General features: G+C 61.6%; 14 protein-coding genes. 6 read left to right on the forward strand and 8 right to left on the reverse strand.

Going from position 1 to position 18,312, the window contains the following annotated elements; all coding sequences use genetic code 11:
- Positions 1-131: 131 nt before the first annotated feature.
- From FMA36_RS00590 to FMA36_RS00605, 4 genes are read right to left on the reverse strand one after another with little or no spacing between them, the layout of a single operon-like run.
- Positions 132-1,097, reverse strand: a complete 966-nt coding sequence (locus FMA36_RS00590; RefSeq protein WP_159260141.1) for a glycosyltransferase family 2 protein — start codon at positions 1,095-1,097, stop codon at positions 132-134.
- Positions 1,094-2,299: a glycosyltransferase gene (locus tag FMA36_RS00595; protein WP_159260142.1), complete on the reverse strand. Its 1,206-nt coding sequence runs from the start codon at positions 2,297-2,299 to the stop codon at positions 1,094-1,096. The genes FMA36_RS00590 and FMA36_RS00595 overlap by 4 nt, the downstream gene beginning before the upstream one ends.
- A complete protein-coding gene (locus FMA36_RS00600; RefSeq protein WP_159260144.1) occupies positions 2,296-3,438 on the reverse strand; it encodes a glycosyltransferase in 1,143 nt (380 codons plus the stop codon). Before FMA36_RS00600 ends, FMA36_RS00595 begins: the two co-directional genes overlap by 4 nt.
- A 42-nt stretch (positions 3,439-3,480) precedes the next feature.
- Complete coding sequence (locus FMA36_RS00605) at positions 3,481-4,590, reverse strand: GumK N-terminal domain-containing glycosyltransferase (protein WP_159260146.1); 1,110 nt, start codon at positions 4,588-4,590, stop codon at positions 3,481-3,483.
- A gap of 319 nt (positions 4,591-4,909) precedes the next feature.
- Between FMA36_RS00605 and FMA36_RS19385 the strand changes: the two genes are divergently transcribed.
- The 4 genes from FMA36_RS19385 to rfbD are packed head-to-tail and all read left to right on the forward strand — an operon-like array spanning position 4,910 to position 9,977.
- Positions 4,910-7,426 (forward strand): acyltransferase family protein, encoded by a 2,517-nt coding sequence (locus FMA36_RS19385; RefSeq protein WP_240906435.1) that lies wholly within the window; start codon positions 4,910-4,912, stop codon positions 7,424-7,426.
- Entirely contained in the window at positions 7,423-8,445 is a 1,023-nt protein-coding gene (locus FMA36_RS00620) for a glycoside hydrolase family 5 protein (protein WP_206065146.1), read from the forward strand. Before FMA36_RS19385 ends, FMA36_RS00620 begins: the two co-directional genes overlap by 4 nt.
- 44 nt (positions 8,446-8,489) lie before the next feature.
- A complete protein-coding gene (gene rfbC, locus FMA36_RS00625) occupies positions 8,490-9,047 on the forward strand; it encodes a dTDP-4-dehydrorhamnose 3,5-epimerase (protein WP_159260148.1) in 558 nt (185 codons plus the stop codon).
- Positions 9,048-9,092: 45 nt separating this feature from the next.
- Positions 9,093-9,977, forward strand: coding sequence for a dTDP-4-dehydrorhamnose reductase (gene rfbD / locus FMA36_RS00630; RefSeq protein WP_159260150.1), 885 nt, complete (start codon positions 9,093-9,095; stop codon positions 9,975-9,977).
- Positions 9,978-10,022: 45 nt separating this feature from the next.
- On the opposite strand, the gene FMA36_RS00635 is transcribed toward rfbD, so the two are convergent.
- A complete protein-coding gene (locus FMA36_RS00635) occupies positions 10,023-10,934 on the reverse strand; it encodes a hypothetical protein (protein ID WP_240906436.1) in 912 nt (303 codons plus the stop codon).
- Positions 10,935-11,264: 330 nt separating this feature from the next.
- Between FMA36_RS00635 and FMA36_RS00640 the strand changes: the two genes are divergently transcribed.
- Both FMA36_RS00640 and FMA36_RS00645 read left to right on the forward strand, forming a co-directional pair.
- Positions 11,265-12,422, forward strand: a complete 1,158-nt coding sequence (locus tag FMA36_RS00640) for a DegT/DnrJ/EryC1/StrS family aminotransferase (RefSeq protein WP_240906437.1) — start codon at positions 11,265-11,267, stop codon at positions 12,420-12,422.
- A gap of 44 nt (positions 12,423-12,466) precedes the next feature.
- Entirely contained in the window at positions 12,467-13,849 is a 1,383-nt protein-coding gene (locus tag FMA36_RS00645) for a Rossmann-fold NAD(P)-binding domain-containing protein (protein WP_206065148.1), read from the forward strand.
- A gap of 126 nt (positions 13,850-13,975) precedes the next feature.
- Here FMA36_RS00645 and FMA36_RS00650 read toward each other — a convergent pair whose 3' ends face one another.
- The 3 genes from FMA36_RS00650 to xylB all read right to left on the reverse strand — a co-directional run bounded on the left by FMA36_RS00650 (position 13,976) and on the right by xylB (position 18,097).
- Positions 13,976-15,343, reverse strand: a complete 1,368-nt coding sequence (locus FMA36_RS00650) for a sugar porter family MFS transporter (protein ID WP_159260152.1) — start codon at positions 15,341-15,343, stop codon at positions 13,976-13,978.
- A 61-nt stretch (positions 15,344-15,404) separates the two neighbouring features.
- The gene (locus tag FMA36_RS00655) at positions 15,405-16,535 is read right to left on the reverse strand and encodes an L-dopachrome tautomerase-related protein (RefSeq protein ID WP_159260154.1); all 1,131 of its coding nucleotides are present in this window, start codon (positions 16,533-16,535) and stop codon (positions 15,405-15,407) included.
- 92 nt (positions 16,536-16,627) lie between these two features.
- The gene (gene xylB / locus FMA36_RS00660; protein WP_159260156.1) at positions 16,628-18,097 is read right to left on the reverse strand and encodes a xylulokinase; all 1,470 of its coding nucleotides are present in this window, start codon (positions 18,095-18,097) and stop codon (positions 16,628-16,630) included.
- Positions 18,098-18,312 lie beyond the last annotated feature (215 nt).

Genomic DNA, 18,312 nt, shown 5'->3' on the forward strand with positions numbered 1-18,312 from the left:
TGCATGGCCCGGAAAACCGCGTTCAATACTGTTGAAAAAAAATAAAAGTTTCCGAACGCCACCCTGCTTCAGAAGCGCCGCATCAATTGAGGCTTTGCTGAAAAAGCTTTACCAGAAACTTCTTTATTATTTCACGAATGGCAGAGACGACGCCGCAGGGCGGCACCAATCTGGCGGATCATGGCAGGCAGGAAGGCAGGGCGGTTCATGGCGCGCCGCATGATCGCCCCCACCGCCCCCGCACGCAGGGCGACTGATACGAAGTGAGAATCATCAAGCCGCTGCAGTCCCTCGGCGCGCTGGTGCAGCAGGTCAACAAGCACGGGGTCATTGCTGATGCGCGGGTCACGCGCCAGGGCCAGCGCCATGTCACGCATGTCGCGATAGGCAATGACGGTGCGCGACATGCCAGAGGCCCTGCCACTCACGCTGCCCTGACGCTGGGTGTAGAGATAGGTGGGCTGATCAATCAGGCACAGCCGCCCCCCCGCCAGCAGGAACGAGACCACGAGCAGGAAGTCCTCCCCATGCCGTACCAGCGGATCATACTGCAGGGCATGGGCGATCAGGAATGACCGCCGGAACATCGGCTTGAGCAGGCCCCAGTCAAAACCATTGCCGCCTGAACGGTTATGGTACACGTAATCACGCAGGCTTATGGTCTGCAGCGGCACCTCCCCTGCCCCCATTGCGCGGCCTGTCACCTGGCCTGCCATGGCGTCGTAATAGCCCAGATCATCGGCCACGGCGTCGCAGTCATCCTGTGCGGCGCGCGCCATGAGCACTTCAAGCCGGTTGGGTGCAAAGGCGTCATCGCCATCAAGAAAGGCGACCCAGTCCCCCCTTGCCACGGCCAGGCCGGTATTGCGCGCAACCGACGGGCCGCCATTGGCAACGGTGGACACGACACGGATGATGTCATGCGCGCGCGCCACCCGGCGCAGCAGGTCGGGCGTGTTATCGGTTGAGCAGTCATCCACCACCACGATTTCAAGCGGCCTGTGTGTCTGCTCAAGCGCCGAATTAACGGCCCGCATGATGAAATCCTGCGCGTTATACGCCGTGATGATCAGGGTGACGGACATGGGAGCGGTCATGAGGTGCGTCCTGTCATGCTATCGTAAATCTTCTCAAGCATGCCTGCCCAGTAGGACAGGTCATGGTGCTTCGCCACAAAAGCGGGACCAGCTTCTGACATGCGCGTGGCCAGCGCATCATCACGCAGCAGCCGGATCAGGTAGGCGCTCAGTGCCGCCACATCGCCCTCGGCAAACGCGAAGCCGGTCTTGCCATGCTCGATGCCCTCGGTGGCGCCACCACGGGCGGATGTAACCACCGGCACGCCACAGGCCTGGGCCTCGAGCAGGACAAGGCCCATGCCCTCGGCATCGCCATTGGCTGCAGTGACGCTGGGCAGGCAGAACACACGCGCCTGCGCCAGCAGCGGCTGCATCTGTGCCGCGGAATAGCGGCCATTGAACATAATGCCCCCGATATCAGCGGCGAGACCTGCCAGCATATTGCGCTCCGGCCCGTCGCCTGCAATCAGCAGGCGGGCATCGGGTACCTGCGCGCGCACGCTGCGAAAGGCCTCGATCAGGTAGCGGCACCCCTTTTTCTCCACCAGCCGGCCAGCGAACAGGATGACCGGCGCACGCTCGGCCATGGGCGGCCCGGCGGGGTGAAAGCGCGTCAGATCAATACCGATGGGACAGACATGAATACGCTGTTCGGGCAGCCCCGCGCGGATCGCCGCCTCGCGGATGCTATGCGACACCGCGACGTAATTGACCTGCTCAATACCGGCCAGATGCCTGAGCCTGCGCGGATAGGCCCGCCAGCGCTGCCCGCCGCCACCCGAGGCAAACCAGTCCATGCGCGTTGTAATGTCAGAGCCATGCAGCGTGACCAGAAGCGGCACGCCCAGCGCATGCGCCACAGGCCAGGCCTCCACACCGTCAAAACCGAAATGGGCATGCACCAGCCGGGGCGCGAAGCTACGCGCCAGGGTGAGCATGCCCGGCACCGGGCGCTCGAGCATGCGCGATGCCATGCCGGTCAGGCGCTGCATAAACGTAGGCGGCCCGTCATGCAGCGCGCGTACGTCCATGCCATCAAGCGGCAGCTGGCCTATGGTGCGCTCGCCAAGAAGCACGGGCCGCCAGCGCCGCAGGCCACGCGCCTGATCACGCACGAATGTCTCGGACAGGGGCAGGATCTGGGTACGGTAGATCGCAACCGCAGGCGCGGTTGCATCCGCCATGACCGACCCCGCAGCAGCCTCGGCCATATCGTTCATGCCGCCACGGCCTCGCCGGGGGCAGGACAGGCCTGGCCGCGATGGCAGGCGCGGTCCGTGCGTGAGGATTCATGGCCAAAACGGCGCACGAGCGGGGCAAGCAGCACGCCGAGTACCACATCCTTGAGCATGGCACGGGGGCCGAAGGTCCAGAACGAACGCTCGCTATAGCCCCCCGCGCGCACCAGCCGCACAAAAGCGGCGATGCGGCGCGGCAGGCTGGCGGAACACACCTCGGCGCGCGCGGCATAAAGCGGCTCGAGCGCGCCCCACGCCCTGGCCGCGGTGCGGGCGCGCGTGCGCAGGGTTTCAGGCCACGAAGGGGTCAGGGCCAGATCGGCAAACAGGTTGCTGTCCTGCACCGTCATGCGCGCAAGGTAGCGATAGGTATCGGCCCGGTCTTCCAGCCGATAGCGCCAGCGGTCCAGAAAAGTGGGCCGCGTGCGCTTGCCCGAGCCCACCGTATTGCCCCCGTGCAGGCGGTATTCGGTCAGTTCCTCGTCAATATAGGCGATCGAGCCAACGCCTGACGCCACAAGAAAATAGAACAGGTCATGCCCCATTTCCTTGCCGGGGTTGTAATGGTCGCGCATGCGCGGCCACAGGGCGCCGGCGGGCTTGAGGGCGGCGCGGAAGGTCTGCATGTACCCATAGGAAAAGCTCCACGGCTGCAGGGTCAGCGGCCGGGCCACGGGCGACATGGGCGGCGTGGCATAGAAGGTGGAAATGGACCTGCGGTTTTCATCAACGAGCCGGGCGTTGTGATAGACCATCATCACATCAGGGTCTTTGACAAAGACTTCGCGCACACGGGCAAGATTTTCGGGCTTCCAGTAATCATCCTGATCGCAGAACGAGATCAGATCGCCCGTGCTCAGGGTGACCGCATGCATGAAATTGCCCTTGTAGCCCAGCCGCGTGGCATTGCGGTGCACCTGCACGGGAAAAGGCGCGCTGCGGGCAAAATCGGCCACGATGTCGAGCGTTGCATCGGTTGAGCCATCATCGGTCACGATCAGTTCGGCAGGCAGGCAGGTCTGCGCTGCCAGGCTGTCGAGCTGTTCGCGGATATGGGTCGCGCCATTATAGGTGGCCATGACAACGGAAATACGGGGACCGGGATCACCTGCCTCACTCATGTTCTCGCTCTTTCCTGTATTTTTGCAGGGATCAGCCTGCGCTCAGACATGTGTGTCGGGATATGCTTCGGGTGTTAGGATGCGCTGCACGATCTCGGGCCAGCCATGGGCCTCGAGTTCGATCACATCCGATGAGCGCAGGGCATCGGCAATGGCCTGGCCGATCGAATGCGCATCGCCCGGTCGGTAACCATACCGGCCGGGCGTGTCATTAAGCGCGAAATCGGGACATACGGCGGGAATGCCGAACAGCGCGAACTGCCGCAGCTTGAGCGATGTATCGAGCAGGTAGCGCGGCGTGTTGGCATCGCGGTAGGGTGCTATGCCAAAATTCGCGTGCTGCAGATAGGCCAGCGTGCGCTCGAACGCCATTTCAGGGTGAATGATGATGTTGGGCGCATCCAGCCCTTCGGTTGCGCGCCCCGCGCCGATGATGTGAAAGTCGATATCGGGCCGCAGCCTTGCCGCAATCTGGAAAAATGTCCTGTCGAACAGCATCGAGCCGATCGAAACACAGCTTATACGACCGGGCGTATAGGGATCGGGATAGGTTTTGCTGGCAATGCTGCGATCGATGCCATGCGGCGCGAACACCGCCGAACGCGCATGGGGCAGCCGCTCAAGCAGGTAGCGCGAGGGCATGCGCACGGTGTCGATCATATCAAAATTACGCACGAAATCATTCTTGATGGTATCCGCACAGCCCACGACCTCCAGGTCATCGGACATCAGGTAGATAATGCGCGCGGCGGGATTAAGTTTCCTGACATCGCGGATAAATATGGGCGCCATGCCCGATTCAATAAAAACCGTATCGGCACGACGTATCCACCGGCGTGCAATGGCAGGCAACATCTGCCGGTAAAGCCAGAACAGACCGCGCTCAAGAGGGGCAAGCGCCTTTTTGCGCATGTTGAAGGGATGCCACTTCATGCGCCACAGATAGCATTCCACGCCATCGACCGTTTCCACCTTGTTGGCGCGGGTGGCGAGGTTGGCGCGCGTATCGCCGCGCCGCAGCGACAGGTCGCTCAACCCGATTGAGAGGAAGGCCGTTGGCCCGCGACGCGCCATTTCCGCTGCGATGAAATGAATACTTGCCTTGCGCAGACTACGAAAATCATGAACAGAAATGAACAGCGACCGTGTCATGGAAAGGTATGCTCCTGCCTTGTAACCATTCTTCCTGCTCCTGCACGCGCAACGACAGGCGTGCCCGCCGGTTCATTGTGGTTGCGTGAACATATGCGAGAGCACCCGCAGCCCTTTTCACGCAGGCGCCAAATCGACCTGCATATTGCGGCAGGATCATGACATGATCGTGCTCTGAAAAAGGCGTCGGGACAAAGAATTGTGTAGGGATATTTATTGTGTTTTCTACATTTATAGTCTGATACGCTGTGCCCGCCATAGCAGAATCACTGTATTGCCTTGATCACACCACACCGCGCATGCACCGGGAGAGCCGACAATGTCGTCTGTGACAGAAACTTCGGGAACGGAACGACATTACCTGCACCAACTCACCTCCCTGCGCGGCGTTGCGTGCCTTGTGGTGCTGTTTGGCCATGCCATACAGGTTTTCCGTTACCACAACCCGCAGCGCACGCCCGTGCAGGGGGGCGTGCATGACCTCATCACCTACGCCTTCAATGCAGAGGCGGCAGTGGTGCTGTTTTTCGTGCTCAGCGGGTGCGTGCTCTCGCTGTCGCTGCGCAAATACGCGCACATGACGCCACGCATCGTGGGCAGCTTTTACATCAAGCGCATTTTCCGCATCTATCCGCTGCTGTGGTTTTCCATAGCGCTTGCCGTGCTGAGCATGGTGGTGGCGCGCGGGCTGGTGCCTGACGGGGTGTTCGTGGGCTGGCTGTCACGCAACCTGCACACGCCGGTCTCGATCCGCAACACCATTGCGTCGCTCGCAGGCGTTTTCACCCGCTATAACGGCCCGATGTGGTCGCTGCGGGTCGAACTCATGTACTCAGTCGTGTTTCCCCTCCTGTTCGTGCTGATGCGCGGGCGCACGGCGCGGGTAGTAACGCTGATCACCCTTGCGGCCATCGCCGCGCTGCCGGTGCCGCATGAGGTGGGCACGGTGTTTGCCCTGTCGTTTGGCCTGGGCGCGCTGATTCCGCTGCTGCCGGGCACGCTGGGCAAATATCACGGATGGTACGCACTGATCGCACTCATCGTGCTGCTGTATGACCGTTACGCGCTGGCAGGCCTGCACCTGCCCGAGCGTATTGCCGACATGATCGAGACCCTGGCCGCCTTTGTCGTGATCCGCGACCTGTATGCCTCGGGGCGGCAGTACCGCATCCTGCTCAGCAGGCCGGTCATCATGGTAGGCGAACTGTCCTATGGCATCTACCTCATGCATCTGCCGATCATGCTGATCGTGTTCACGATCGCGGGCCACCGCATGGGCACGGCCACACTGCTGGCCCATCCGTCGCTGACACAGTTTACGCTGGGCGTGGTGACTGCCGTGCTGACCACGGTGCTGGCAGGGCTGACCTACCGCGTGCTTGAACTGCCGCTGCACAATATCGGGCGCAGGCTGGGCCGCGCCATTCTGGATGTGGCACCCGCCCGCCCCTCCCCCCCACGCAGGACGCGGATACCCATGCCTCAAGGATCTGATACCTTCTCCTTCCTGCCTGCCAGTGCGCCCTCCTTCCGGGCGGCTCCCCGCATCACTACCCACGCGCCCGCCTTATCGCGGGCCGATGGCATATCGTGGCTGGTGGTGGCAGGGGCCGTGTTCAATCTGGTGCTGTGCTTCATCAACACCCGGCATGTCGTCACCGTTCATAATTCTGAAATCGTGCTGTGCGAGCTGTTCATCATTTTTCTCGCCTTCCTTGAAGTCCGCAACACCATCTCACCCGCCGTGGTGCGCATAACCGGGGTCATGGTGTGTTTCGAGGTGGGGGCGAAGCTCATCAATCCCGGGCTGGACATGAAGATCCTGCACGATCTGGCCATTGCCTATGTCTTCTACCAGCTTGGCACGCGCTCCACCCTGCGCGCGGGCGAGCGGACGATCTGGGTGATGATGGCGATCATCCTGTTCATCGGTTTCTTCGAACTGATGTTCACCAACCTGTTCGGCATGGTGTTCGATGTCTGGACCTATTACGTGAACAAGGGCGTCATCGCCAGCACCACGGTCAATTACAGCAACACCAACCTTTTCATCAGCGGAAATCGCGGGGCTGCGGCATCGCGCACGTTCTTCCAGTCCATATTCGGCTCGCACCGTGTGTCCTCCATCTTCCTCGAGCCGGATTCACTGGGCAATTTTTCGGCCATCGGGTTTGCGTGGTGCCTGAGCACCCATCTTGGCTCGCGGCTGCGCCATGCGTGCCTGTTCTTCCTTTCAGCCCTGTGCTTCGTGCTGGCGGATTCCCGCTTTGCCTCGGGCTGCACGGTGGCGATGGTGCTGCTGCGGCTGACCCCGCTGTACCGCTCGCGCTTCGTGGTGTTCGCCATGCCGGTGGCGGTGATGCTCGGCCTGATGATCCAGGGCGCCAACCACGAGATGCCGGGCATCCTGCCCTCCATCATCGGCGACAACTTCTCGGGCCGCCTGCTGTTTTCGGGCCGGCTGCTGGATTACTGGAACCTGCCGCAATGGTTCGCGCTGGCCCCCTCGCAGGTCTATACGGCGGATACGGGCTATGCCTACATCATCAACAACCTTGGCCTGCCGCTAACCCTGTTCCTGCTGGCGCTGTTCACCATGCACCCCGCCCGCACCGAAGCCGCCGTGTCGATGAAGGCGATGATCTCGCTCTATTTCTCGACCTCGCTGTGCATCGGGGCCTCGGTTTTCACCATCAAGACGGCAGCGCTGCTGTGGTTCCTGTATGGCACGACCAACAGTGTCGCCCCCGTGGCAGACGCCGTGCGTCAGGTGCCTGAGCGCCTGAAATCCTTTCGCTTCAACCGCTTATCCCCTTCAGCGGAGCATGTGACATGACAGCTTTCCCCTCCTCCTTCCGCTGGCCCGCATGGATGATGGGCTGCATCGCAGGAGCCGGGCTTGCAATGGCCTCCCCTGCAACGGCCCAGACCTATCGGGGTGTGAACCTTGCGGGGGCGGCCTATTCCTCCAGCAAACTGCCGGGGCGCTACGGGTATGACTATCTCTACCCCAAACCGGCGGAGGTTGATTACTTCACGCAGGCAGGCATGAACACCTTCCGCCTATCCGTGCTATGGGAACGGCTGCAACCCACGCTGAGCGGCCCGCTTGATGAAAAGGAACTCCAGCGCGTAAGCCAGTTCATTGCCTACGCGCAGGCCCACAACGCATCGACGGTCATCGACATCCACAATTACGGGCGCTACCGGGGGCAGGAAGTGGGTGCGCCCGGCGTGCCTGACGCCGCCTTCGCCGATCTGTGGATGCGGCTTGCGCAGGCTTTTGGCAATAACACGCATGTCCTGTTCGGCCTGATGAACGAGCCGCAACAGCATGACGCCGATGCCTGGAAAAGCGCCGTACAGGCTGCGATTGACGCCATACGCAAGGCAGGCGGCCACAACCTGATTCTGGTGCCCGGCATCGGCTGGGATGGCGCACACAGCTTTGCCAAACTGAACGGCCCACCCCTGAGCCAGCTCCACGACCCCGATAACAAGCTGCTTTATGAAGTGCATGAGTATTTCGATGCCGATGCCTCGGGCACGAAACCGGACTGCATTGCCCCTGACAAGGCGGTTGACCGCCTGCGCTCGTTTACCGACTGGCTGCACGCCAACCATGCCCACGGCTTTCTGGGTGAGTTCGGGGTCAGCCGCCAGCCCGAATGCGTGAAGCTGCTCGATCCCGTCCTGTCTTACCTGCGCGACAATGCCGATGTATGGGCCGGATGGACCTACTGGGCGGCAGGTCCGCTGTGGGGCAACTATATGTTTACCCTTGAGCCCGACCATGGTACCGACCGCCCGCAGATGACGGCCATCAGGCCCTTTCTTGCGGGTGGCACGCACTAACCATTTATTGCAACTGCCATAACCGGAATTTCAGGAGCTCTTTCATGGATATAAAGACCTTCAACATCGCGGGCATGATGCTGATCACCCCGCCGCGCTTTGGCGATGAGCGCGGTTATTTTTCCGAAACCTTCAATGCGGCCCGCATGAAGGAAGCCGGCATTACCGATGCTTTCGTGCAGGACAATCACAGCCTGTCGCGCCAGCGTGGCGTGGTGCGCGGGCTGCACTGCCAGTTGCCGCCGCACGCGCAGGGCAAGCTGGTGCGCTGCACGCGTGGCAGCATCTGGGATGTGGGGGTGGATATCCGCACCGGCTCGCCCACCTTTGGCCAGTGGGTGGGCGTGACCCTGTCGGAAGAAAATGGTTCACAGCTATGGATTCCGCCCGGCTTCCTGCACGGGTTCTGCACGCTGAGCGAGAATGCCGAAGTGCAGTACAAATGCACCGACCTGTGGAACCGTGAATGCGAACGCTCCGTGCGGTGGGATGATCCGCTGCTCAACATTGAATGGCCGGTGGCTCCCGGTGCTGCCATCCTCTCGGCCAAGGATGCGGCGGCGGAAGCGTTCTCCAACGTCAATGACTGGTTTCAAATCTGACGTCCCTCACCTGCCCTTTCCTCCCGTAAAAAGAAAACGCTCACGATGCAGAAATCGATCCTGGTCACCGGTGGCAGCGGCCAGCTTGCCAGCGCTCTTGCAGCCCAAGGCGATGTAAAACGGGCGGGCCGCCCTGGTTTTGACTTTGAACGGCCTGACACGATTGATGCCGCCTTCCGCGCGGCAGAGCCCTCCATTGTCGTTAACGCCGCCGCCTGGACTGCCGTTGACGCCGCCGAGACCCATGAGGCGGAAGCCGAACGCGCCAACAATACCGGCCCAGCCCATCTGGCCGCCCTGTGCCATGAACGCGGCATTCCCTTCATCCACATCTCGACCGACTACGTTTTCAGCGGCGACAAGGGCAGCCCCTATGTCGAGACCGACCCGGTCGACCCGCGCTCGGTCTATGGCCGCACCAAGGCGGAAGGCGAGCAGGCCGTGCTCGCGGCCCATCCTGACAGCATCATCCTGCGCACGGCCTGGGTCTATTCGCCCTATAACCGCAATTTCGTACGCACCATGGTCAATGCCGCAGCCCAGCGCCCGGTTTTGCGCGTGGTCAGCGACCAGATCGGCAACCCCACCAGTGCTGACCAGTTGGCCGATGTCATTTTCAGGATCATCGCCCGCATTGAGGAAACCGGCTGGAAAGCTGAATACGCCGGTATTTTCCACGCCGTGGGCGAAGGGGCGACAAGCTGGTACGAACTGGCCCGCACCGCCATTGCCGCTGCCGCCCGCCGGGGCAACCCGCTGCCCGAGATCGAGCCGATCACCACGGCGGACTGGCCAACACCGGCCCGCAGGCCGCCCGATGCCAGGCTGGACTGCACGCACCTCAAGCAGGTCTTTGGCTGCGCCCCCGGCCCGTGGGCACCGGAAGTGGACCGGGTTGTGGGCGAAATCATGAAGCACGGACAGGGCTAACAAGTTTACGGGTGCCGCCTTTTTAAAAGGCGGCATTCTTATTATCTACAGGCCACCACGGGCCAGGTGCAGCCTCTGGACCGCGCGAGCAAGAGCCGCGCGATAAAGCTGGCGGCGCGATACCGCACCGGGAAAGCGCCTGAGTTCGCGCCGCAGATGGCTACCGGGCATGAAGTAATGCCGCACGAAATGCGTCTGTCGCAGCAGGCTGGCAATATAGCGCTTCTGGTCCAGAACCGGGTGCACGAATGTATGCCCGCCCTCAGGCAGCACCAGATCGGCCTCGAGAATGGGCGGGAACCATGTATAGCGCGAGACATCGCCATACCGGCCAAGCGGCACGAAGCTGAACCCGGCCTTTTCTATTTCCGATGCCACGAATGCCTCACCCAGCGGCCAGAATTTGATCCCCGCCCCAGGCGCCGACATGGCGCGCCGCCGCGCTGCGAGATGCTCAAGCGCCCTGCTGGAAAAAAAGGAAATGCAGTTAAGCGAAGCGCGTAGCTGCCCATCGGGATAGACCCCGGTATGAAACGCCGTCCAGTACCATGACAGGTCAGCCACGATGGGGTGCGCCACGAAATCGGCCCCATCGGCAATCATGTCAGCGAGCAGCCGATTGCCGTTGCCGCCAATGCAGGCGTCATATTCAACAAACAGATAATACGCATAATCGGGGATGCAGGCCTGCACCTGATAATGGGTGTAGTCGGCGTTCCACCACAGCAGGCTGCCTTTTTCAAAACGGTTGGCAAACCCTGCGTTCACCATATCGGCATTGCAGGTGCGCAATACGTTGGGGTGGGAAATATTTCCTGCAAATCCGCCTGTCTCATCAATGGAGATGAAAATGTCCGTATCAGGAAAAGTGGCCTGCAGGCGCTGCAACTGGCGCTGCACGAAACTGTCCCACGCATAGGTTTTCAGTACAATAGCGCATGTTCGTGCAGCATTCATGTCAGTCACGTTCCCTGTTTCATTGGCATTATGACTTAAATTGACCGAAGGATATTTCAGTTTTCACATTTTTTTTGAATATGTCCTATAAGAAAAAACACGGGACGTTTTTTTTCGATGCATGAATTTTTATTTTCTTTTTCATTTATCGTATACTTAGACCATACATGCGATCACTTAAACGTGTGGTAAACGATATGCCTATGGGCGCGTTAAAAATGTACATGTTATGTGATTTTGCCGGTGCCCTGCGGGCAGATGCCATCAGGGCGCTGCACTTGGAACAATACTTGTACTACTAACCGAATCCAGTGAATCGGAATGTGAAAAATGACAGAAATGTCGCTCCCGGAAATATCGTTTATCCGTTCGAACATTCCGAAGATCAGCCAGTTATCCGAGAGCGTCATCGCAATGGAAAACTCGGGCATCTACACCAATTATGGCCCGATCAACCAGAAGTTCGAAAAACGCCTCGTCGAGCAGATGTTCGGTGGGGTGGGCCAGTGCGTGACAGTGTGCAACGCCACCATCGGCCTCATGATGGCGCTCAAATACGTCACGCGCCACACCAGCCCTGAGCGGCAGCGCTATATCATCATGCCATCCTTTACATTTGCTGCGGCAGCCCACGCCGTGCTGTGGGCAGGATTCGTACCACTTTTATGCGATATTGACCCATATGACTGGATGGCATCTCATGATGCGGAACGCGCCCTCCTGCACCAGTATAAAGATCAGGTTGCGGCAATATTTCCTTACGCCACCTTCGGCAATGCAGCCGACATGGCATACTATACCGAACTCGAAAAGCGCACCGGCATTCCCGTCGTGATTGACGCCGCTGCCTCACTTGGCGCGCGCGACGGGCAAGGCAATGGCTTTGGCCAGGGCTCGCCGCATGCCATTATCTGTTCGCTTCACGCAACAAAAACAATGGGAATTGGCGAAGGCGGTTTCATTTACGCCAACAACCCCGAGATGATTGATGCCCTGCGGGCCATGGGCAATTTCGGTTTTGGCCAGGTCCGCCATGCCACCATGCCTGGCCTCAATTCCAAACTGCCTGAAATCGGTGCGCTCCTGGCCCTGTCGGGGCTGGAACAGCTTGATGCCGTGGTCGAGAAAAAATGCAGCATAGAACGACTGTATTACGACCTGCTGCCCGAATTCACGTTCCAGCGCCAGCGCGGCACGCGCACGGCCTATCAGTTCCTGCCCGTGCGCCTGCCCGCGCATTACGCGCCGCACCGCCGGGCGATACTGGAGCGCATGAAGCAAAAGCGCATTGGCACCTCAACCTATTTTTCGCCCCATCTGCATGAACAGAGCTATTTCGCCGCCAATAGCGTGGCGGGAGACCTGAGTGCGACCAGAGCCCTGGCCTCATCCATCGTGTCGCTCCCGCTATGGCATGAAATGACCCCTGAAATGGTGCATTACGTGTGCCGCGAATTCAGGGCCGCCTGCCATGCCCAGATAGCCTGAGCCCCCGTCGTGCCTCCCCACCACGGAAAACGGACCCATGCCCCATGCCTACCCACGCGACAACGCCCATCCTCATTGCAGGCGGCGGCCCTGCGGGCATCGCCATCCTGCTCGCCGCCTCGCGCATCGGCCAGTTGCCCCACCTCCTTGATGCAGGCGTGACCCTGGTTGAACAGGGTAGTACGATCGGCTCTGGCATGCTGGGGCGCTATGTCATCAATTCCGACAGCGCCGCCGAAACCTTTGTCGATGCGATTACAGCCAACCCCGTGCCGGAACTTGCCCGCCTGACCCATCACCCACTGGTGGAAATGATCCGCAGCCAGGGCAAGCAACCCCTGCCGCTGCGCATCGTAGCGGATTTTCTTGATGTCGTGGGTCACGTGCTCACCGAGATCATCGCAGCCCATCCCGCTTCGCGCCTGCTTACCGGCTGGCGGGTCGAAACGCTGACCCGGCAGAAAGATGGCAGCTGGCTGGCCAATCTTGCTGCAACCCGCGGGGCACACAGCCAGGAGGTGGTTGCGGGCAAGGTGGTGCTGGCCCTTGGCGCCTGCCAGCCCGAGGCGCGCCTTTATACCGAGAACGTGGCAGGCCGCCCGCTGCTGCCGCGCTACGCAGGGCGTATCGTGCAATCCGATGCCCTGCTGGCCCCCGAAGGCATGCACATGCTGCGCGCCATGCTGGCCGGGCGCGACAAACCAAGGATCACCATTATCGGCGGCGCCAGCAGTGCCCTGTCATCGGCCAATGTCATTTTGCGCGAGATGGGCGAGCGGATCGCGCCGGGGCACCTGACGCTTCTGCACCAGTCCCGGCTCAAACTGTTCTACCGCACGGCGGATGAGGCAAAAGCGGACGGATATGCCGATTTCACCACCAGTGACATCTGCCCGGTCAGCCAGTTCGTGCATCGCTTTGGCGGCCTGCGTTATGATTCGCGCACCCTGGCAATGCGCCTGCTGGGCATTGCCAGCGCCCCACCCGAGCCTCGCCTGCACGCGCGGCAAATGACACCGGACAATACAGCGCAAATACAGCATATTCTCGATCAGTCCGATGCCATCATCGCCTGTCTTGGCTATAGCCCGCGCCGCGTGGGCGTGCGCGACACCAGCGGCCAGCCCATTGCCCTTGCCACAGACCAGCCCCAGGGTGCCCTAACCGGGCCAAACTGTGGCGTTCTCGATCAGGCAGGGCACGAAATTCCGGGCCTGTTTGGCATTGGCCTGGCCTCGGGCTTCAGGCCATCGGGGGCCATGGGGGGGGAAGCCAGCTTCCGCGGGCAGGTCAACAGCCTGTGGTTATGGCAGAACGCCATTGGGGAGCGGATACTGACGCATATCCTGCCCCCTGCTGCCCGCGCCCATTCATCTCCCGTGCCGACGCGCCCGTTTGATCTCGCGCGCGGGCATGTGCACCTCTAAAAACAAACATTTCGGGAAGCCGATTTTTTTTCAAAAGGCAGGTCCGGCAATACCCTGAAATCATAAAAATTCCGGGTGAAGCCTTTTTTTAAAAAGGCAACACCCAGAAACTTCTTTGCTTCAGGTTCAGCGCAACCGGTCAAAGGCGCCTGCCTTGAGGGCGGTCTCGATTTCCTCAAGCGAGCGCCCGCGGGTTTCGGGCACGTAACGCCATATGAACACAAAGGCCAGCACGTTCAGCCCGGCATACATCCAGAACGTGCCCGCCGCCCCGAGCGCCTGCACCAAAGAGAGCGTGGTAAGCGAGATCAGCAGGTCGGCTGTCCAGTGGGTCGCGGCCACAAGGCTCATGCCCTTGCTGCGGCATGAGAGCGGATAGACTTCCGCGCCAACCAGCCAGATCGCCACCGACAGGCTGCCCACGTTGAATATGGCGTAACAGACCACCGCTGCCGCCGTGATCCATGTATTGATGCCATGCGTGGCCCCCTGGGCAAACATGGCACCAAGCACCATGAGCGATACCGCAGCACCCGGCACCAGCCGCAGCAGCAGTCTGCGCCGCCCCCACGCATCAACCGCCCAACTGCCGAACGCGGTGGAAATGACCATGGCGACGCCAATGGCGATCGAGGTCAGCAGCGCCGAACTCTCGCCAAACCCCACGCCTGCAAAAATGGTCGGCGCGTAATACAGCACCGCGTTGATGCCGGTAATCTGGCAGAACAGCGCCACCCCTACCGATGCCACCACCGCAGGCCGCACCCATGGCTGCAGCAGGGCCGACCACGGGGCCTGCTCATCATGCATGGCCACGATGGCATCGAGTTCCGCGCGCGCTGCCACCGGGTCACGCCGCAGGCGCTGCAGCACGTCAAACGCGCTTTCCAGCTTGCCCTTCATGGCCAGCCAGCGCGGGCTGCGCGGCAGGAACGACATGCCGCCCAGCAAAATCACTGCCGGAATGACCCCCAGCCCGAACATGAGCCGCCACGACTGCGCGCGGAACAGGTAGCCTACAATAAACGAGACAAGAATGCCGGTCACGACAGCCAGCTGGAACAGTACCACCATCTGGCCGCGTTTTTCACGCGGAGCAATTTCCGCAATATAGACCGGTACGATCTGCGAGCACATGCCCACGGCCAGCCCCAGGATGAAACGCGCCGTGACCAGCACCTCCACCCCCGGCGCAAACGATGCCACCAGCGTGCCCACGATGAAGACAAGGGCTGCGAACATGATCATGTAGCGCCGGCCCAGCCGGTCCGACAGCGGGGCCGCCATCAGGCACCCCGCCAGCGCCCCGGCCACAATGGCCGAGGTCACCACCTGCTGCCCCAGCGTGCCCAGGACAAAATCCGGGGTGATCTGCAGCAGGGCGGCGGAAATGATGCCGGTGTCATAACCGAACAGAAGGCCACCGGTCGCGGCCACGCCTGCAATCAGGTTGACAATGCCGGAGCTGGAAACCGTTTGACTGTGATGCGCCATTATTATGCGTTCTTTCAGCTACGCCGGGTCAGGGCGGAACGGGGCGGTGCGCCCCCGGGGTTTATTTCATCGGTATCTTCACCACCAGCCAGGGGCGCTCTTCCATGTCGTGCCCATCATGGAACACGGGCAGCCGCCCCCACTGGCCCACGGTCAGCCACAGCGCGTTATCCTTGATGGTCAGGCCATCGGGCGCGATCAGGCGCGGGTCATGGGCCACGACCGACAGCTGCCCATCAGGCAGGCGGCGCAGTATGGCGTGGCGTTCGATATCGGTCAGATAGAGGGAATTGTCCGGCCCTGTCGCCATGCCGTCCACCACGGCGTCTTCCCCTTCATCACGCACGGCCTGTTCGAGCTGCGCGGGCCTGGTGGCGGGATCGGACAGCAATGCGGTCGGTGCGCTGTACAGCCTGCGGCTGGACAGGGGCTGCCAGTACAGCGTGCTGGAATCCGCGCTCAGCGCCACGCCGTCAATCCCGCCCTGCCCCATGGCCGGATGCGCCATATCATAACGCAGCATTTTGCCGTCGAGTTCCATGGCGAAGCCCTGCTCGGCACGGACGGAAGGCGCGTTTTCAAGCACGCGGCGGGCGTGACCGGTCGCGATATCAACCACGATGATGGCCGGGTGGTCCATCTGCGAGGTATCGCTGATAAAGGCGGTGCCCTTCTCGCCATGCGTCAGGTCCACACGCACGTCATTGACGTGGCTGTCGGTGCGCGTGGCGCCGGTGTCCGGGCCAAGCGCAATGGTGGCGATGATCTGGCCGGTCTTGGGATCCAGCCCGATCAGCGCCGGAGTGGCGGGTGCTGCCTGCCCCGCCACGGTGCCTTCATCCACGATCCACAGGTGGCCCGATGTATCCACCGTCATGCCAAGGGGGGAAATGAAACGCGCCTGCGTCGCCTCATCGGGGAAAGGAATGGCCTTGCCCTTGACCAGTTGGCCAAGACGCGGCCCCTTGTGGTCGGCAGCACTGCGGGGGAATGCAATGACCAGACGCCCATCGGGCAGGGCCGCGATGCCGGAGGGCTGCATGTCGGCAAACCGGGCTACCACGGTTACATTGCCACTTGGTGCCGCGCCATGGTCCACGCTATCTTTGGCATGGGCGCCAGGCGGCGCGAGCAGGGCGAGCAGCGCAGCCCCGCAGGCATAATGAAGGCGGGAGAACAGGCGTGTTTTCATCAAACTATATCCATTTCCTTATTCTTGCCCGACATGCGTAACATGATCGCCATACGGCCATAACCGTCTTTTTCCACACCCTGTCCGTGCCTTCAGGCGGGGCATGTGGCCATCGCTCCACGCAGGGCGGGATAGAGCGCGCGATAGCGCGCCAGCGGGGCTGCGTAGGCTTCGGCCATGCCTGCAGCGGGCACAAGCGTCTCTTCTCGCCGGGGTGGCTGGCACACCGTGCTCACCGCCTCCCCCGTTACAGCAATTCGTGCCAGACGCGCCGCGCCAAAGGCGCCGCCCTGCGCCCCATGCGCCAGGCGGTGCAGCGCAAGCCCGGTAACATTGGCAATGATCGAGACCCACAGGCGGCTGTGCGAGCCACCGCCAATCACATCCGCGCCGTTCAGGACAGATCCGGCATCGGCCAGCGCATCGACCACATCGCGCAACGAGAAGGCGACGCCTTCAAGCACGGCCTGCGTCATCTCCGCACGCGTGGTGGCATCTGACAGCCCGGCAAATCCACCGCGGATCTGCCCGTCATTATGCGGCGTGCGCTCGCCCGAAAGGTAGGGCAGGAACATGACGGGCGAAGGTTGCGTGATCTCGGGCGGCAGTTCGGCCAGCAGGGCGCTTTCCGTCATGCCGGTCACACGCGCCCACCATGCCAGCGACGACGCAGCCGAAAGTGTTACCCCCATCTGGTGCCACGCAGCGGGCACCGCATGGCAGAAGGCATGGATGCCACCCTGTGGATGCGGGCGGAAACGGTCGGTCGTGACCCACAGCACGCCCGACGTGCCCAGCGACAGGAAGGACGACCCCGCCTGCACCGCCCCCAGCCCCACGGCACCGGCGGCATTGTCACCCGCGCCGCCCGCCAGCACCGGGCGACCCTTCATGCCCCAGCGCCGGGCCAGATCGGCATGGAGCAGGCCTGCCTGCGCCGTGCCCTCGACCACTTCAGGCATGACGCCACGATCAAGCCCGGTGGCGGCCAGCGCCGCATCCGACCAGCACCGCCTGCCTACATCGAGCCAGAGCGAGCCTGCGGCATCCGACATGTCATCAATCATCTCGCCAGTCATGCGGTAGCGCAGCCAGGCCTTGGGCAGCAGCACATGACGGGTGGCGGCAAACACCTCCGGCTCATGTTCCGCCACCCAGATCAGCTTGGGCGCGGTAAAGCCGGGCATGGCGATATTGCCGCAGACCTGCCGGCTGTCGGGAAAGCGGCGCTCGAATTCGGCGCATTGCGCAACGCTGCGCAGGTCATTCCACAAAATACACGGCCGCAGCACGCCCCCATCGGCGCCAAGCAGCACGGCACCGTGCTGCTGCCCCGACAGGCCAATGCCCACGACCTGCGCCATCTCGCGCGGGTTTGCCGCCGCCAGCGCATCCATGGCGAGCAGCAGCGCCTCCCACCAGTCCTGCGGGGCCTGCTCGCTCCAGCCCGGTCGGGGGGAGGCCACGCGCAGGGGGTGGGCGTGGCTGGCAACAACCTGCTGCCGGTCATCGACCAGCACGGCCTTGAGTGATGATGTACCAAGATCCAGTCCGACAAACATTATTTTTATTCCCGTGCCGTAACTTGCATTGCAGTCGCGGCATTGCTGTTTTTGCTTGTTCAGGACTTTACTCAAGACATACCGGCTGCTTTATGGCAAGCACCGGATGGACACCTTATGGTGACCGGAATATGACAGGACGTAATATTGTTACGAGGAACAAAAGTTCCGCGCCTGATGTTTTACAAAGCTTTTCAAAAACAGTTCATGGATGC

The organism is Komagataeibacter xylinus (assembly GCF_009834365.1).
GTDB lineage: Bacteria > Pseudomonadota > Alphaproteobacteria > Acetobacterales > Acetobacteraceae > Komagataeibacter > Komagataeibacter xylinus_D.

What these genes read in the sequence shown, in the direction of transcription:
- FMA36_RS00590 (WP_159260141.1), bottom strand. Translation starts at nt 1,097, where the DNA reads ATGACCGCTCCCATGTCCGTCACCCTGATCATCACGGCGTATAACGCG.
- FMA36_RS00595 (WP_159260142.1), bottom strand. Translation starts at nt 2,299, where the DNA reads ATGAACGATATGGCCGAGGCTGCTGCGGGGTCGGTCATGGCGGATGCA.
- FMA36_RS00600 (WP_159260144.1), bottom strand. Translation starts at nt 3,438, where the DNA reads ATGAGTGAGGCAGGTGATCCCGGTCCCCGTATTTCCGTTGTCATGGCC.
- FMA36_RS00605 (WP_159260146.1), bottom strand. Translation starts at nt 4,590, where the DNA reads ATGACACGGTCGCTGTTCATTTCTGTTCATGATTTTCGTAGTCTGCGC.
- FMA36_RS19385 (WP_240906435.1), top strand. Translation starts at nt 4,910, where the DNA reads ATGTCGTCTGTGACAGAAACTTCGGGAACGGAACGACATTACCTGCAC.
- FMA36_RS00620 (WP_206065146.1), top strand. Translation starts at nt 7,423, where the DNA reads ATGACAGCTTTCCCCTCCTCCTTCCGCTGGCCCGCATGGATGATGGGC.
- rfbC (WP_159260148.1), top strand. Translation starts at nt 8,490, where the DNA reads ATGGATATAAAGACCTTCAACATCGCGGGCATGATGCTGATCACCCCG.
- rfbD (WP_159260150.1), top strand. Translation starts at nt 9,093, where the DNA reads ATGCAGAAATCGATCCTGGTCACCGGTGGCAGCGGCCAGCTTGCCAGC.
- FMA36_RS00635 (WP_240906436.1), bottom strand. Translation starts at nt 10,934, where the DNA reads ATGAATGCTGCACGAACATGCGCTATTGTACTGAAAACCTATGCGTGG.
- FMA36_RS00640 (WP_240906437.1), top strand. Translation starts at nt 11,265, where the DNA reads ATGACAGAAATGTCGCTCCCGGAAATATCGTTTATCCGTTCGAACATT.
- FMA36_RS00645 (WP_206065148.1), top strand. Translation starts at nt 12,467, where the DNA reads ATGCCTACCCACGCGACAACGCCCATCCTCATTGCAGGCGGCGGCCCT.
- FMA36_RS00650 (WP_159260152.1), bottom strand. Translation starts at nt 15,343, where the DNA reads ATGGCGCATCACAGTCAAACGGTTTCCAGCTCCGGCATTGTCAACCTG.
- FMA36_RS00655 (WP_159260154.1), bottom strand. Translation starts at nt 16,535, where the DNA reads ATGAAAACACGCCTGTTCTCCCGCCTTCATTATGCCTGCGGGGCTGCG.
- xylB (WP_159260156.1), bottom strand. Translation starts at nt 18,097, where the DNA reads ATGTTTGTCGGACTGGATCTTGGTACATCATCACTCAAGGCCGTGCTG.